The sequence below is a fragment of the Algoriphagus sp. Y33 genome, from assembly GCF_014838715.1.
In the GTDB taxonomy this organism is placed as follows: Bacteria; Bacteroidota; Bacteroidia; order Cytophagales; family Cyclobacteriaceae; genus Algoriphagus.
In genome coordinates this window covers 544,748-559,995 of record NZ_CP061947.1, presented here as the reverse complement: position 1 = coordinate 559,995, position 15,248 = coordinate 544,748, and the positions used below count along the sequence as shown (strand labels likewise).

General features: G+C 39.1%; 18 protein-coding genes. 2 read left to right on the top strand and 16 right to left on the bottom strand.

The window, feature by feature from the left end; genetic code table 11:
• Positions 1-148 precede the first annotated feature (148 nt).
• The 7 genes from ID165_RS02315 to ID165_RS02285 form a co-directional block, all read right to left on the bottom strand.
• Positions 149-886, bottom strand: coding sequence for an AraC family transcriptional regulator (locus tag ID165_RS02315; RefSeq protein ID WP_192348789.1), 738 nt, complete (start codon positions 884-886; stop codon positions 149-151).
• A 329-nt stretch (positions 887-1,215) separates the two neighbouring features.
• Entirely contained in the window at positions 1,216-2,172 is a 957-nt protein-coding gene (locus ID165_RS02310; RefSeq protein WP_192348788.1) for a hypothetical protein, read from the bottom strand.
• 110 nt (positions 2,173-2,282) lie between these two features.
• Positions 2,283-3,176 (bottom strand): IS1595 family transposase, encoded by an 894-nt coding sequence (locus ID165_RS02305; protein WP_192348787.1) that lies wholly within the window; start codon positions 3,174-3,176, stop codon positions 2,283-2,285.
• Positions 3,177-3,481: 305 nt separating this feature from the next.
• Complete coding sequence (locus ID165_RS02300; protein ID WP_192348786.1) at positions 3,482-4,123, bottom strand: alpha/beta fold hydrolase; 642 nt, start codon at positions 4,121-4,123, stop codon at positions 3,482-3,484.
• Positions 4,120-4,464 (bottom strand): protein-tyrosine-phosphatase, encoded by a 345-nt coding sequence (locus ID165_RS02295; RefSeq protein ID WP_192348785.1) that lies wholly within the window; start codon positions 4,462-4,464, stop codon positions 4,120-4,122. Before ID165_RS02295 ends, ID165_RS02300 begins: the two co-directional genes overlap by 4 nt.
• A gap of 999 nt (positions 4,465-5,463) precedes the next feature.
• Positions 5,464-5,913, bottom strand: coding sequence for a hypothetical protein (locus tag ID165_RS02290; RefSeq protein ID WP_192348784.1), 450 nt, complete (start codon positions 5,911-5,913; stop codon positions 5,464-5,466).
• Complete coding sequence (locus ID165_RS02285; RefSeq protein ID WP_192348783.1) at positions 5,891-6,808, bottom strand: hypothetical protein; 918 nt, start codon at positions 6,806-6,808, stop codon at positions 5,891-5,893. The genes ID165_RS02290 and ID165_RS02285 overlap by 23 nt, the downstream gene beginning before the upstream one ends.
• Before the next feature lie 39 nt (positions 6,809-6,847).
• On the opposite strand from ID165_RS02285, the gene ID165_RS02280 reads away from it, so the two are divergent.
• Entirely contained in the window at positions 6,848-7,024 is a 177-nt protein-coding gene (locus ID165_RS02280) for a hypothetical protein (RefSeq protein WP_225586954.1), read from the top strand.
• Positions 7,025-7,624: 600 nt separating this feature from the next.
• Here the strand turns inward: ID165_RS02280 and ID165_RS02275 are convergent.
• From ID165_RS02275 to ID165_RS02240, 8 genes are all read right to left on the bottom strand, one after another.
• Positions 7,625-8,332: a CPBP family intramembrane glutamic endopeptidase gene (locus ID165_RS02275; RefSeq protein ID WP_192348781.1), complete on the bottom strand. Its 708-nt coding sequence runs from the start codon at positions 8,330-8,332 to the stop codon at positions 7,625-7,627.
• Positions 8,333-8,652: 320 nt separating this feature from the next.
• A complete protein-coding gene (locus tag ID165_RS02270; RefSeq protein ID WP_192348780.1) occupies positions 8,653-9,150 on the bottom strand; it encodes a ClbS/DfsB family four-helix bundle protein in 498 nt (165 codons plus the stop codon).
• 120 nt (positions 9,151-9,270) lie between these two features.
• Positions 9,271-9,738, bottom strand: coding sequence for an OsmC family protein (locus tag ID165_RS02265; RefSeq protein WP_192348779.1), 468 nt, complete (start codon positions 9,736-9,738; stop codon positions 9,271-9,273).
• A 9-nt stretch (positions 9,739-9,747) separates the two neighbouring features.
• The gene (locus ID165_RS02260) at positions 9,748-10,467 is read right to left on the bottom strand and encodes a peroxiredoxin (RefSeq protein ID WP_192348778.1); all 720 of its coding nucleotides are present in this window, start codon (positions 10,465-10,467) and stop codon (positions 9,748-9,750) included.
• A 583-nt stretch (positions 10,468-11,050) separates the two neighbouring features.
• Positions 11,051-11,503, bottom strand: a complete 453-nt coding sequence (locus ID165_RS02255) for a hypothetical protein (RefSeq protein WP_192348777.1) — start codon at positions 11,501-11,503, stop codon at positions 11,051-11,053.
• Between the two features lie 27 nt (positions 11,504-11,530).
• Entirely contained in the window at positions 11,531-11,677 is a 147-nt protein-coding gene (locus tag ID165_RS02250) for a hypothetical protein (protein ID WP_192348776.1), read from the bottom strand.
• Between the two features lie 432 nt (positions 11,678-12,109).
• Positions 12,110-13,243, bottom strand: a complete 1,134-nt coding sequence (locus ID165_RS02245) for an MBL fold metallo-hydrolase (RefSeq protein WP_225586953.1) — start codon at positions 13,241-13,243, stop codon at positions 12,110-12,112.
• A complete protein-coding gene (locus ID165_RS02240; RefSeq protein ID WP_225586952.1) occupies positions 13,240-14,121 on the bottom strand; it encodes an SDR family NAD(P)-dependent oxidoreductase in 882 nt (293 codons plus the stop codon). Before ID165_RS02240 ends, ID165_RS02245 begins: the two co-directional genes overlap by 4 nt.
• Positions 14,122-14,244: 123 nt before the next feature.
• Here ID165_RS02240 and ID165_RS02235 point away from each other — a divergent pair, with 123 nt between their 5' ends.
• Positions 14,245-14,592, top strand: coding sequence for a MerR family DNA-binding protein (locus ID165_RS02235; RefSeq protein ID WP_255505128.1), 348 nt, complete (start codon positions 14,245-14,247; stop codon positions 14,590-14,592).
• Between the two features lie 217 nt (positions 14,593-14,809).
• On the opposite strand, the gene ID165_RS02230 is transcribed toward ID165_RS02235, so the two are convergent.
• Positions 14,810-15,169, bottom strand: coding sequence for a hypothetical protein (locus ID165_RS02230; RefSeq protein WP_192348774.1), 360 nt, complete (start codon positions 15,167-15,169; stop codon positions 14,810-14,812).
• Positions 15,170-15,248: the final 79 nt, after the last annotated feature.

Sequence of the window (15,248 nt, the reverse complement as noted above, 5' to 3'; positions counted from 1 at the left end):
GTATTCTGAATAGGAAAATTCAAAATTATGGCTATGCCTGATCAGCTGATGCTTATGGAAGAATGAAAAAGATTATAAAAAAAGCTCCCTAATTGAAGGAGCTTGAGATGCCGTATGAAATAAAATTTCTTATAAAATTGGCTGAAATCTAGTAAACTTCGATCAGATCACTATTCAACTTCAAGGCTTTAGGAGGCATACCGAACATTTCGTACATATACTTATTGAATTGGGGGAGATCATAAAACCCGGTATCATAGGCAATATCGGTAAGGCTTCTGTTCTTATCTGAAAGAGTAAGGTATATTGCCTGACGTAAGCGTGTCCATAATAAATATTTGGATAAGCTACTGCCGGTTTGCTTTTTAAAGAGTGAAGCCAAACGGGATGGCGAAAGAAAAACCAAATCGGCAAATGTCTGCGGAGTAATATCCGATTGAAAATAATTTTCTTTTATGTATTCTACAATTGCCGTAACTCTTTCATCATACGCTATAGAAGGTAATCTGGAGAGCATCGCTTCAACAACCAGATTAACATCCAAACTTTCTTTTGATGTCTGAAAAAATAAATTTGTTTCTGCCGGCGATTGAAAAACATTGTGATCCTCATCCCCTTTAAATCGACTTGCCAGTTTCAGACCGACAGTAGAGTAAGGCTCGATGTTTAAAACGTTTAATGTTCCTCCTTCGGCTACGCAAAAGTGGTTTACATGAGGTTTTATCAAAAAACCGTGGATACACTCATAAAGCGTTCCATTGATTGTCGAATTAAAAGGAGTGTCATTCGACAGAACAATCTGGTAGGCAGAATGATGATGAATTTCTACGGTGAGATTGCGGGCTTTCAGCGCAAGGATAAAGGGATTACTATGCTGTTTTGTCATATTTTATTTCAATTTAGACGACTTTTTCTTTGTATGTGATATTCGTATCAAAAGAAAAGGTATTAGCCTTGTTATTTTAAACCCGGACTATGCATTAGGTTTCGTTATAGCCCGTCCCGATTTATCGGGAAAGGCATTAATTGCAAGAAAATCAGGCTGCTTGGAGACTGAGGCATAGCGCCGCTATGGTGAAGTCGAAAACAGCAATGTAATGGCGGTAATAGAATTGCTAATGCATATTTCGGGTTAAATATAGTGTGGGATGTAGAACACAACTTGCTATACAGCCTTCGCTTCACTCTGCCTTTAAGTGAGACAAGGGCACTTTTTTACCTCCAGAACATCCTATTCGTAGCACTTTCAACATGATCTTGCCCATTAGGACGTATTACTTCTACTCCCGGGCCTGGATTATTCCCGACTTTATACATTTTCCCGTCCGCAGGAATTATATTGAGATCCCACTTTCCCGGATCAAAAGTCCCTGGATAAAAGTTCGCTCCTACCAATAAGTATTTCCCATCGGGTGAAAAAACAGCTTCCCGTTCTTCCCTATCGCTTTCAGTTACCTGGACTAAACCTGTTCCGTCAGCATTCATTAGATAGATATGTTTGTCTATACGTAGAGACATTTTCGTCCCATCAGGATTAGCGTTCAAATTTCCCCAATCTGAATACTCCATTTCTCTAATAGAAATTATATCTGAATACGGCGGCTCACTTTTCAAAATGTATTCTTCCTTATAGGTAAAAAGTATGCTGTTGTCCGACAGCCAAATTGCTTCATCGCCCAACGTCAATTCAGTATCGTTGACCATGGGAAGATGGTGCTTAACATTGCCCTCTGTATCGATAATAACGATGCCATGGTCGAAATCAGGCTGTATTAAAATCAGTGATTTGTCAGGTGAAAGTAATCCACTGATCTGACGGTCCTCTCCATGGGGATTATTATAGACAAACTCCTTTAGGATAGTCAAGCTTTCTGAATCAATAAGCTTGAATGTAACTTTGTCAAATTCTCCTGTCACAATAGAAGTCTCTAACCTTGTCTTACCGTCCCAGCTTACATCCCATCCATTAAGGGAATAAGTGTTACGGTTGAAATAGTCAGTTTTTTCGTTAGACGCGAGGTCAATCCGGTAGGAATGCTCCCCTAAATCATACAATAAATTGCCACTAAATTGACCAAATTGACCAGTAGGCTCGTTATCTGTGGCACAGCCTGTCAATAAACCCATTCCGTACAGGAATAGCAGAATCAGAATCTTATTTACTCTCTCCATACTTCGACTTTATAAATGAATCCGTTGAAAATATCATGTTTATCTACAAAGACTTCGCATAACTTTTTTCTTAAATCAAAAGCTCTCTGAATGGACTGGAAACTAATCGGTTAACAATCAGGCACCATTGAAATATAGATCTTATCCTGATTTACCATTCTTGTGATCAATATGTAGAAAATAGTCTCTTTATTCTGAGAGCGATTGATCCGATTTGAAAACTCACTCAAGTAACGATCAATATGCCTTTTGCTAACCCAGGAATACGTCGTTCGCAACCATGATTTCACTTGATGGATCATTGTATGAAGCGCTTTAAAATTCAAGCCCAATTCACTTGGACGCTGTTTGATGGTGTAATCCTTACTGATCGGCCAGTATCCTTTCCATTCATCTGTAATCACCTGGGCGGCCTTGTCTAGATGGCTTTCAAAAATAGATCGCAGAGATTTAGCCGATAAATCCTTGATTTTTAAGGCATAAAACCGTCTTACTTTTCCTTCCCCGGTAAGCTCGACGGCGCACACTGTCTTCTTTTTCTTGCCTCCATAACTCCTTCCGGTATGTCCGGCTTCCTGGCCTCCCACTACAAACTCATCCACATGAACCTCTCCCTGCATCGGATGATTTTCACCCGATTTCATTGCCTCACGTACTTTATGCATGAAACTCATTGCTGTTTTACGGTTAATCGCATAACGCTTGGCTACATACATGGCAGAGAGCCCTTTTGTACTTGTACTCATCTCAAAACAGATATGAAAGGCCTTTACAAGGCCAAATTTGACTTTATGGAGCAACGTGTCTGCACCGGCACTTTCAGTATCACTGCACTTATTACAAGTGCGTGCGTAATCCTTCCTAATTTGACTACCCTGATGACCACATTTGCGGCAAGTAAATCCATCCTTCCATTTGAGTTCTGCCAAATATTTTTTGCAGTCTAATTCCGTTTGGAAGGTTCTACTAAATTCTATGACTTGTTGCCATTTAAAAATATCCATCCTTTGCGTTTTTGACAGAATAAATATATGAATATAAATGGACACCTCTACAGGGGTTAAAGAGACAATATGTGCAGATCACATGATCATGATAGCTAAATCAGCTCCCTCAAAATGTCTAAAATTTACTTATCAAATCCCTGTTTAATTACTCTAAATGAAGATTTCAACCTCAATCCCGTCTAAAGTTAATTACCCTATTTGCTAATAATCTTCTATCGACTTGGCGAATTCCCATGCTGCGGCAACTCCTACCCTGTTGATGCCGATGGTGGATGAAGGATCTCTTCTTCTTCCTTCGTCCGTCATATTTGTTGTTTTATTATGTTATTCAGTTCATCCGCTTTGTTTAGTGTCATTAAATGTCCACCGTTTTTAACAGTCCGGTCACAGTTTATAAAACCCAAAGGTAAAATTCTGTCACCTGTGCCGTGAATATGAAATATATTCTTTGTCTGTGTTTGGTTTGTCCAACGTGTTACTTTGTCAATTGCCCAATTTAAAAAAGTAGGGTCGGTATCAATAAGAATTTGCTTTAATAGCTGCTTGTCAAATGTTGAGCTGGTTCCGAAAAACCAGTTTGTAACAAAGTTTGAGCTTTTTAAAAGTCCTGTCGGCAAAAGTTTGTGAAGTCCAAGTCGTCCAGCGAAACGATAGTAAAATGGAATTTCACTTTTTGTTTTAGCAGAAGCAATTAAAATTACTTTTTGGGTATCAATTTGTTTAGCCACTTCAACAGCAATAAGACCACCGAATGAAAGTCCAATTAGAGTTGGATTTGTTGCCGAGATTTGGTCAAGAAGTCGTGTTGCGTAATGTTCAATTGTTTCTTCGTCTTGCGGAACAATCCATTTTACAAAAGTTGTCTTGAAGCCAGAAAAGTCAAGTTTTTGAAAAACTCTCTCGTCTGCTCCAAGTCCACTAAATATGCAAATTTCATTTGTCAAAGTTTGTAAACTATTTTTAATGTATCGTTAATTCCCTCTGTTAGTATTTCAACAAGTTCTTCATTCATAAATTCATAGTCGTCCGGAATATTTAAGATTTCTATTTCGGGCAATTGCATATGTCTGTATAATTCCCAAATTTTTGATCGTTGCCCTGTTTCCATTACAAAAACTAAGTCTGCCCAATTCAAATCATTTTCTGATATTCTTCTATCGCTTTTGGGGCTTAGTCCAGCGGAACGAATATTGAAGCGGTTGTCATTTTTAAAAATGTGTTCTGCGGTTCTACTTCGTTTCTTATTTCGTCCACAAACTACTAATATGTTTGGTCTTTCTGTCATTCGATTTCTGTCTCCCTAAAATTGAGCATACTTATTTATTATATCCATTTTATGACTGTTATTCAGATAACGCTAGGTAGCTAACCACCATATAACCCACTTTTAATAGCGGTTATTTTTCTATTGGTCATTGTAAACTCCTTTGCATGAGAGTGAGCCTGTTTGGTACTATCATCAAGATATCAGAATCAAAAGGTGTTTGATAGGTTCCGGATTTAAGCCCGAATGGGTGTTCTACCTCACCCCCCGCCCTCTCCTGAAGAGAGAGGGTGATCGGCTCTGCTCCAGATGGGCGTGAAGTGCAAGAAGTAGGTTGGTCGTTCCCGAATCGCTTCGCTTATCGGGATATTCGATCTCAAAAACTAAAAGACTTATGCAATAAAAGGAATAAAATGATACCATCCCATCACGCAGGCTGGCTACTTCGCTAAATCCTCCGCTACAGGCTGGCCCCTCGCTAGATTCCACGCTGCATTCCGGCACCTCACTAAAACAGTCCCCCAGACTGTTTCCTCACCCTCGGTCCTACTGGATTAATCCTTCACGCTCAGTCCTACCGAAGAGATTTTTAATGCTTGTCCCTCCTGTACGGGGAATTTTTCATGAAAATGGAAAAAAAATGAGGGAGGTTTTAAAATTTCAATGCTCAGGCAATGGCCGAGATCTGGAGAGAACGGAGACTTATTCACTTGATCTTTTAGATCGGTACTAATTGAACCGATATCTTCCCACTACATCACCTTGTTGAAATTCGATTGCGTCAGGAAAAACAACATAACCCTTTTGATGAGCTATACTTTAGTTGGATAACCTATATCTTGGCTAATAGCTAGAGATAAAACAATAAAATCAGGCCACAACTCCAAATTATGACCTGATTTTTTTTGCAATTAGTAAAGAAACAAACGAAAGCAGTTGTAGTTGCGACCTCACCTAGTACTAATCATATTTCTTCTACACCCAGTGGAGAGACTCCCGAGATGCCTTAATCCCGTTTATTCACTCAATTTTTTCAATCCACCTGACCTCATATCTTTCGATGGTACCCAATTCGGTTTTTTCATACAGATAGATTTTGTCGAAAGTCTGATCTTTTGTCAAAACATGGATAACGCCTGTTTTTTCTTCTTTTTCCAACAATTCCTTTTTCTTTTGCCAGGACAATCTTAGAAGTGTACCGATATCGATGATTTCAATATCTTCAAGACAAGCTGGTTCTATTTTACTGATCTCATCTTTGCCTTCTTGATATTGAAAATATTCGTTGTCAATATGGAAGTCAATATTCCCATTCACGTTTTCAATTTTCCTTACCGACTTGAAAGGTTCCTTAATATTGTAGGATAAATGGACAACACTGTTTGATTGAGCATTACAAAAGAACAAAGGCAATAAAAACAGTACTACCAAGCCTTTAATCCTTGCCTTAATTGCAGTTTTTGTTTCCATTTTGCCTATTGTTTTGTACAGTTTGGATTATTCGAGTCGTGTCACTTCCGGAAAGACTGCTCCAGGAAACTGTTCTTTGTAATCCCACCCAACTTAAATCATCGTAGAATTGATCCGTATGTTGTGAGTTATCAAACTCTCTGAGAATGTCTACAATTGTTTCTCTATAATGTGCTGCCATTTGTTCATGTTGCCAGTCTTTATACTGAGAATAATAGTAATAAATTCCCGGAAAATCATTAATTGAAACTGTATAGCCAACAGACCGTAACTTACGATACATTTCAGCATGTATTATCTCATGAGCAAGAGTCCGGGCCAAACCTAAAACGGTACGATCAGAAAGTGTATTCCCATTAATCTTAATTTCAATATGATATTCCCCACTATTGTCCGTTTCCGCATTTGTTGTGCTGGCTAAAGTGTAATCCAAAGAGAACTTCAAATGCGCCACCGGAAACTGCCCATCAAATTTTTGAATTGCATTTTTAAAGGTTGAACTACCGATTTTCAGCTTGCCATAAACGCAATTAGCCTTTCCTGTCAGGTGATTAATGATAAGTAACGGCATGGAACCCGCGGTGCCATATTGTCCCCAGTCGTAATTACTATAACTGCCATAGCCTCCGCCGCCGTCATAAGGGACGTAGTACGTCTCCGACCAATACTGGGTGGTACTATCAAGATATTGAAATTCGCTACCTGTATATTGATACCAGTCAGTTGTCTGGCAATGTATACACAAACATCCTTCATCGAATCTGTAAATACCCCAAAGCTGCTTACTGCCTTTGACCAGCTGGTCGGCCGCAACAAGTGGTATCCCTGCCGTAGTGTAGGTACGTTTCCAGTCCGGTTTCCGTCTGAAAAAATGCCCGATGACACGGGCAAACACGTAGATGTAAGCTTTCCGGGTGATGAACCGTCAAATTACATGGAGTGGCGAAGCAACATCAACTCCAAAGGCCGTGCATTGTTGCTGCTGGTATTGTATTCAGATGTCACCGAGTATGATGCTCCCACCATCATTTATAAAGGGTCACATCTGGATGTGGCAAAATTCCCCTCTAGGCGTAGTCACATTGCTCGTGGCACTGGGTGGGATTTGTAATTCCACCCTAATATCATAACCAATTTTCAATTGGCTTTCTTGACCTCATCCCATCCTCCTTAAGGAGAAGGCGATCATAAGATAGTGTTTTTGAAGCTAGTGCTTCCACTAGATTGAAAGGTTCTCGGGATTTAAGCCCGGAAGGATGATAAAAGTTGGCGAAGTAGTTCTCTACTAAAAGGTTATTACGAGAAAAGTGAAAAAATCGAAGAATCTATCCTATGACCTGCCTATATTTTAAGAAAATGAAAAAAAATGTGAGGGAAGCATGGTGTTTTGTAAAGGAAGTGCAGTGTTTTTTGGTTAAGTAGCAGAATTAGCTGCATCTCACTACGCCCATGTACAGCTCTAAGTAGAAGTGGGGCATAGGGTCTTGTTCCGGATCTAGATGCGGTGAGGGGTATGGGGCCTTTTGCTTAGCTATGAAGTAATACCGCTGGCTTAATCCGACTTATCGGTTCTTTCTATTGGATTTCAGGAGAAAAATCCGAGTGAAATTTTTCCCACTACCACAGCCCACTAAGCAAATATCACACACTCCCTAAATCGGAATCCGAAAAATCAAGAAGTTAAAAGGAGGTTGTGCAACGGTTACCCGTGTTAGTGGTTCGGACTTGATAAATTCTCATTGGTTGTCGTCCTGTTTATTCTATAACCTAAAATTCCAGCATTTATGTCAATTGAACTATGCAAAATAATTGCTATCCAAATGTTATCAGTGATATAGTAAATAGCGGAAAACAACAAACCTAAGATAAATGAACTGATTAGGTTATTTTTCCCACTTCCAATATGTGTTATCGCAAAAATTATGTTTGTCAGCACGAAAGCAATTACCAGATTTGTGTTTTCTTTTAGAAACTCAAAAAGAAATAGACGAAACATCATTTCCTCACAAATTCCTGCACTAATAGAAAGAAACAAAAACCAGTTTAGTTCTTTGTTGCTTTTCGGCAAATAATGATAAACGTCTTTCAGCTTTTCTTTAACTACGTATGCGCTGTTTGCCGAAACTTTTGTTGTCGTATATTGAAAAAGGGCAAAAGCCATAACTAAAATTGTCAGCCCAATGCTTACTAAGGAAAATTTTGGATGAAAATTCAGTGTCGGTTGTTGGTAAACGAAATAATCGATTAAAATCAATAATGTCAAACTCCAAAATATGAGTAGGGTTTGTTTGTAATCGGTCAAGCGATATTTTTCGTCTTGATTTATCTTCGCATTTACTTTTTGATAAGTCATCAGAATAAATGTCGGAAAAATTATCCCGACAAATCCCACTATAATTATTGTCAAATTCAGTGTCATCTTGTCCTTCTGAGTTTTGGTTTAGCCTGACTGCTAATCGGATCAGGCAAGGGAATTTCACCCTCACCTTCCCACAGAACTCCCGTAAAACGGGACAGGCCGTGCATGAGACTCTCACCTCACACAGCCTGTCCCACCACTGCGGGAACTCTTCATGTTTGTAAATCGCTTTGTACTAAAAGTACTTAAGGCTGAACCAATTTCCAATGCCCGAATAAGCTATAGCAAATGAACCAGAAAGATACACTTTAGTTTCCTTTGAAGACTGTTTCATTGTTCGTGCTTGTCGCGAAAAGAAAACCTAGTTGTTAGCGGTAGTTTTACTTCATGGCTTTCTTCATAAGTTTTAACGCCCAATCGTAATGACTGGAAGTAGCAGAAACCAAATAAGCTCCTAATGAAGTTGTTCCTGTCCATTTGTATTTTTTCTTTTGAAAAAGTTCCTCATTGGAATGATTATTAATAATTCCTTGAACATCATTAAAGGATTTATCAAGTGATTTTCTGACTTTTTTCAATTCCGTTGTCCTGTATGTTTCCCAAATCTTTCTGTTTAACTCAGGAGTTGTTTTCCAGGTGTACCCTTTTGCAGGCATCTCAGGTTTATGACCTTTCATTCCAATAGTGTACCACGCTATCGTCATTAAATGCCAATGATATAAGTGAGCGAGAACATCCCTAAAATTTCGGTTCATTGTTCCTTTGGGAAATTCTTTGTTTTTGTCTTCTTCCGTGAAAGAATCAACAAAATCGTTCAGGTCTTTAAAATTCTTTTGACTCAGTGTCAATAAGTCCTTTTTGTCTGTTGGTCTTGGCATAATTCTACTTTAATACAGTAGTAATATCTCTCAAATGTTTTGTAATGATTCAACTATTTCACTTTATCTTGCTGGGGATAGTCCGGCAAAATCGAGGCAGTGGATGAATACATGTAGTTTTTATTTGTATTCAATTAAATGAGGAGCTACCTCAACAGTTATTTCCATTGTGATTTTTGACTTAATCGAATGGGTAATCAAACAAGCGTTTTCCGCCTTTTTTATAATTCGTGTTGCCTTGTCCCTATACTGTTCGCTGTGGATAACCACAGTAGGTTTTAGCAGGATTTCACTCATCATCAAAACTCCTTCCACGGTTTCTAATTTTCCTTTTGCCTTACAGCTAAAGCTTGCAAACTCCAGTGTTGAATTTTCCGCAATGGCTAAAAAGGTAGTCATTAAGCAACCGCTTACCGCAGCTACAAACAGGTGCTCCGGAGACCAAATTCCTTCCATACCTTTTGGGAATTCCGGTGGGGTGGCTACTTCGATGCAGAGCCCGTTTTTCCTGTTCAATTCTGGAGAACAGACAATGCCTTTGCGACTGTTTTCCCAATTGATATCTACATTATAAAAGTGGGGTTCCATGGTTTGTCCCTAATTGCTATGAGGTGGATTATTAACTTGCTCCAAAGAGAGCTTTTTGGTACAGAAAAACCAATCAGTGCAGGTAATGCCCTCTTCTTTGGTCTCCATTCTATCATTGGCAACGCCACAAGAGCCTGCAGTTGGCACGATCACATCATCACCCGGTTGCCAATCGGCAGGTGTTGCAATGTTGTAGGCATCGGCCGTTTGCATAGCGATAAGCGCTCTTTTTAATTCATCAAAATTTCTACCCATTGATAGTGGGTAATAAATAATGGCACGGATCATTCCTTTTGGATCGATATAGAAGACTGCACGGACTGCTTTAGTGGAGCTCTCTCCCGGTTGTATCATTCCATATTTTTTCGCCACCGACATGCTAATATCTTCAATCAATGGAAATTTGACTTCCATGTTTTTCATGCCTTTGAATTCAATTTTGTCTTTAATGGTCCTGAGCCAGGCAATATGGCTGTATAAGCCATCTATGGACAAACCTACCAATTGACAGTTCAACGCTGAAAATCCCGGCTCTAGTTTGGCAAACGTCATAAACTCTGAGGTACAAACAGGCGTAAAATCTGCAGGATGACTGAAAAGAATTACCCATTTACCTTTATAGTCTGCAGGAAAATTGATTTCTCCCTGTGTGGTGATGGCTTTAAATTCAGGAGCCTTATCTCCTATGCGAGGCATGGCCACTGCTACTTCTTGTTCTAAGCTTTCCATTTTTTGTTTTTCTTACCCTTGTAGATTTTATAGTAATGTCACATACAAGGGTACAATGATTTAGATGCATTATCCATGATCTTAATCATATGGACAGAAGACAACAATCAGCAACCATATCGTAATACAATCCAAACTGATAAGATCAACTGTACTTCCGCCGTATTTGACTACTCTTGGCCAACTATGAACTCACGCTCGAAGGTTACAGGTACGGCTTCCGTCACGGAAAGAATATCCATAAGGAAATAACACAAGGTCTTGATAGGTATTCGTTCAGCTTATTACAGGATTGTCATACTCAATTTCGGTGATGTAAAATTTTGCATAACTGAAATCGCCCTTTTCCAATCTCCAAAGAACTTCAAAGGTTGTCCATCCGTTAAAATGTAATTAAAATATCTTTGCACCGGTTCTGGCAAACCGTCTATTTGGCTTTTGTGAAATTGTTGTTGAGATATACTTTTTGATAAATAAAAAAGTTCTTTCACTTGTTTACGAAATTTTATGGATAAGTTTATTTTGCCAATGATTAAGACGACTAATATAAGTCCGAGTATTGAAAATACAATTACCATAATATTCATTTTTTGTAAAGTGTTCTGATCTGGGGCAACAGTGCCACGAAAATGATAGGTATGGCGTATAACATGTAGAAAGTTTGTAGCCAGCTTGTGCCCTGTATGTAAATTGTTTCAACTTGTATCCAAATAATTAGTGCGAAAGCTATGTAAATACTGAATGACCAACCCCAATACATATCTCTAAAGAAGTTGAAATATTCAGCAAATCTGTTTGAAGGCTTTTTAATTAAAGCTACCGCCAAAAGACATGGGGAAATCCCTAAAATCAAAAACAGAATAATGCCAGGTATTAGAAAGTCATTGAAAGGTGATTGGTCTAAAATTGATAAGGGCAAACCACCTAATAATTCTCCTGATGGAGAGATGATGAGCAATGCACCACCACCTAAGGCACCTACGCCTAGAAATAGTAATAAGAAAATAAAAATAGCTCTTGCAGTTGCTGGCTTCATACTTTAAAATTAATTTTGATTTTTCCCTTAAGCTTCAACTTCATCAAGCCACTTTTTTCTTTTCAAATCATCTGATGATTTCACAGGGGCAGAGGCAGAAATTTTAACTGGTTTTATGCCACAAAATTCCAAGACACCAGTTTTCATGGCGTTGTGTCCTGCAATTCTGTTCATTAACCATACCATTTAGACGTGTCCATGGTCACTATTAATCTTGCCGTTTTTCCTCCTCTAGGTGTAGTCAAAACGCTCGTGGAGACAGAGTGAAGTTTGTCTGCCCTACAAGCTGGCCCTTCGCTAGATTAGTCCACCGGACTAATCCTAAACGCTCAGTCCTCCTACAAGCTGGCCCTTCGCTAGATTAGTCCACCGGACTAATCCTAAACGCTCAGTCCTCCTACAAGCTGGCCCAAGGCTAAAACCTTCCTCTGGAAGATTTCTTGATGCCTTGTCCTGCAATGATACTCTTTTCAAGTTTGTATTGGCCAGATATTTCATAATCATTTAAAAACGGCCCTAATACCCTTAAATGCCTCACCGGACCCTCCGGTTTCATGCTTGGCTTTGCAAGTCGCACAGAAGCATAGTTGTTAGAGTCTGGCAGTTTTAGTCCAATCCTAACCACCATTGCTCAAACTCTTGTGAGGTATGATCCAGATAAACTATTTCTCCAATCCTAGGTGTCACCAAAGGAAAATGGTATTTGTTTTCATTGTGCTCTGTTAAGTGAATTAGGGGTTCGTCCCAAGGGTGAAAAGCCAATTTGAACTTAGAGGAATGAACGGGAAATAGTCGTTTTGATTTTAGGTCTTGCGTTGCTTTTAACACTTCTTCGGGCAACATGTGTAATTCTTGCCAGGCTGTGTTGTATTGTCCATTATCAAGTATTGCCAAGTCAAAGCCGCCAAATTTTTCTCCTAATTCTGCAAAGTATGTATCGTAACCACTATCACCACCAAGATACATTTTGAAACCGGGTGTTTCTAAAACATAAGAAAGCCAAAGTGTATTGCTCCTAGTAAATCCACGGCCTGAAAAATGACGGGCAGTAGCTGTATGTAAGGTTATAGTATCATCAATTACTACTTTGTCATTCCAATCTTTTTCAATGATTTTTGAAGTGTCAAATTTCCAATGCTCAAAATGAGAACCAACCCCCAGACCACAGACTATATGCTTGATTTTAGACTTCAATTTCAGTATAGTTTCATAATCCAAATGGTCATAATGATCGTGGGTGATGAGTAAATAATCAATTTCGGGCATATCATCAACCGAATAAATATCGGTTCCTAAAAATGATTTATTTGAATAAGGTATAGGGGAAGCATTCCCGCTAAACACAGGGTCAATTAAAAATCGTATTCCGTTAAGCTGGATAAAATACGATGAATGCCCGAACCACACCAATACATTTTCAGTAATCGGTATAGTTTTTAAATCAGTCTTTATGGAAGGGATAGTATCGGTTGGATTTGTTCGTGAAAACTTTGTAAAAGCGAAGTCATAGGCTACGCTTGTCAGAGAATATCCTTCGGTAACATACGGAGTAAAATGGATATTCTGAAATTTTCCATTCTTAAAGTTCGGGGATTGGCGTATCTGTTCAAGCCGCCTTCCTCCTGAAGATTTTCCAAATTTGGGATGTTGTATGTAACCAACAGTTATTAGTACCAATAGTAAAACTATACTTAAAAACACCGTCATTATTCTTTTTAAAAATTTCTTGATTCTATTCATTTGGGGTAATGTGCCTGAGTACTTCGGGATAAAATTTTATCAAGCACTCTGTCGGGCAAAGTCCAATTTAAAAATCTAACCATAGCGGCATCCCGTCCAATTGTGTAGCGTGCACGTGGTCGCTTCGTTAGAAGGGTGTCTGCTATGATTTGCCCTGCTTTTTCGGCAGGTACTGCATCTTTAATATAACTTTCAGCTAAAGATACCATTGCATGCATCAGTCCACCGTATCTGCTGCGGTGTTCAGGTGTCATTTCATGGGTAATTTTCTCCGCCTTTATACGTACTTGTGCACTCATGGGCGACACCACACCGCCTGGTTCAATCACAATAACTCTTACGCCAAAGGGCTCAAGTTCTCTGTGCAAAGCATCGCTTAATCCTTCTAAGGCAAATTTTGTACTTGCATAAGGTCCATAGCCAGCCATCGCAGCTTTACCGCCAATAGAACTAATGTTGACGATAGTTCCACGGCTTTCAAAAAGTTCGGGCAATAGTGCCTGTATCATGGCGACTTGCCCAAATACGTTTACCTCAAACTGTCTGCGCCATTCAGAAAGATGTAATACTTCCAAGGGAGCATTTATTTCAATTGCAGCGTTATTTACCAATGCACGAAGCGGACGTTTTTCAGGGTCTTCTTTAATGCGTCTGACAAGATTGGCGATGTGTGCTTCATTGGTAATATCTAATATGACGGGTTCTATATTTTTACCACAAACAGCATCGGCATCAATTTCACGCCTTATACCTGCAAGAACATAAAAACCACGGCTTGCAAGTTCTTTTGCAGTGGCATTGCCAATACCTGTAGAGGTGCCTGTGACTACAATAATCCCGTTTTGCAGGGTCTCAGTTTTGTTCCCTGATTGCATCATTTTTTCGAAGGTATATTTTAAGGTGCAAGAATACGTTGTAAGTTTGCAACCTACAAGTATAGAGTACACTCTATGGTATAAATATATTCTCAACAATATAACTGAGCGATGTTAATTAATGAATTGTCAAAGCTAACAGGGGTTTCCATCCATACGCTACGCTACTATGAAAATTATGGATTGATAACAGGCATGTCGGATGATTCTGTCAAATCCAATAATTACAAACAGTATGATGAGCTTGTTGCCGAAAAAGTCGAATGGATAGTCCAGGCTAAAAAAGCTGGGTTCACTTTGTCAGAAATAAAAAAATCACTGAATGATTGGTTTAGCAATAAACTGTCGGCAAGTGAGAAGATTGAAATAGTACAAAATAAAATCCGTGATGTAGATACAAAAATCCGTGAGCTGAAGCAAGTCCGAAATTTCTTAGTCTCCTCATTAAAGGATGTTGAGAATGGGGATTGTTGAGTGGTCTTTTCGTGTTATTCTTTCGGTTAACCTGGCACGAGGCATCAGGACACGGTGGTGGGAGACCTGTATGCGGTGGCGAAGGCGCGCCCAGTGAACTTATAAATTAGCGGGGCCGTCTACACGATTAGCTGTTGTATTGTTGGTTCAGGCTCCTTGCTATCCTGAATCCTAAGTCATCTATTTTAAATTTCACGTGATGACTATCACCTAAATTTTATTCCTCCAGCTCAGCCAGTTTGGCAATTAATTTTAAATCTTCTATTTCTAAACTAGTTGCGCTGTATCCAAGTGTCAGTATTCGAACTAATGCAATTCCTATTTCATCATAAGTCAGGATTTTATTTGGAAAAACAAAAGGATAAATAAGCTTAAGTCCTTTATAAATCAACCTCACATTTTTCTGTGCTTTCATCGGAATAATAAAACCTGGCCGAAAGCTGTAAGCAGCTTTAAAATTAAGCTCATTTAATGCGTTCTCTGTTTTGCCTTTTATCCTTGCCCACATTATTCTTCCCTTTTCCGTACTATCTGCATAAACTCCAGACAAGTAAAAGAAGACCATCTCAGGATTCAAATAGGCAAATCTTTGTTCCCGGCCTTTCTCCAGCGGACAGCCGGGATGACTTTAAGCTGGAACCCGTGGACTTTTCCAG

Excerpts from the sequence above, each read along its gene's own strand:
- ID165_RS02315 (WP_192348789.1), bottom strand. The coding sequence starts at position 886 with ATGACAAAACAGCATAGTAATCCCTTTATCCTTGCGCTGAAAGCCCGC.
- ID165_RS02310 (WP_192348788.1), bottom strand. The coding sequence starts at position 2,172 with ATGGAGAGAGTAAATAAGATTCTGATTCTGCTATTCCTGTACGGAATG.
- ID165_RS02305 (WP_192348787.1), bottom strand. The coding sequence starts at position 3,176 with ATGGATATTTTTAAATGGCAACAAGTCATAGAATTTAGTAGAACCTTC.
- ID165_RS02295 (WP_192348785.1), bottom strand. The coding sequence starts at position 4,464 with ATGACAGAAAGACCAAACATATTAGTAGTTTGTGGACGAAATAAGAAA.
- ID165_RS02290 (WP_192348784.1), bottom strand. The coding sequence starts at position 5,913 with ATGGAAACAAAAACTGCAATTAAGGCAAGGATTAAAGGCTTGGTAGTA.
- ID165_RS02280 (WP_225586954.1), top strand. The coding sequence starts at position 6,848 with ATGGAGTGGCGAAGCAACATCAACTCCAAAGGCCGTGCATTGTTGCTG.
- ID165_RS02275 (WP_192348781.1), bottom strand. The coding sequence starts at position 8,332 with ATGACACTGAATTTGACAATAATTATAGTGGGATTTGTCGGGATAATT.
- ID165_RS02270 (WP_192348780.1), bottom strand. The coding sequence starts at position 9,150 with ATGCCAAGACCAACAGACAAAAAGGACTTATTGACACTGAGTCAAAAG.
- ID165_RS02265 (WP_192348779.1), bottom strand. The coding sequence starts at position 9,738 with ATGGAACCCCACTTTTATAATGTAGATATCAATTGGGAAAACAGTCGC.
- ID165_RS02260 (WP_192348778.1), bottom strand. The coding sequence starts at position 10,467 with ATGGAAAGCTTAGAACAAGAAGTAGCAGTGGCCATGCCTCGCATAGGA.
- ID165_RS02255 (WP_192348777.1), bottom strand. The coding sequence starts at position 11,503 with ATGAAGCCAGCAACTGCAAGAGCTATTTTTATTTTCTTATTACTATTT.
- ID165_RS02250 (WP_192348776.1), bottom strand. The coding sequence starts at position 11,677 with ATGAACAGAATTGCAGGACACAACGCCATGAAAACTGGTGTCTTGGAA.
- ID165_RS02245 (WP_225586953.1), bottom strand. The coding sequence starts at position 13,243 with ATGAATAGAATCAAGAAATTTTTAAAAAGAATAATGACGGTGTTTTTA.
- ID165_RS02240 (WP_225586952.1), bottom strand. The coding sequence starts at position 14,121 with ATGATGCAATCAGGGAACAAAACTGAGACCCTGCAAAACGGGATTATT.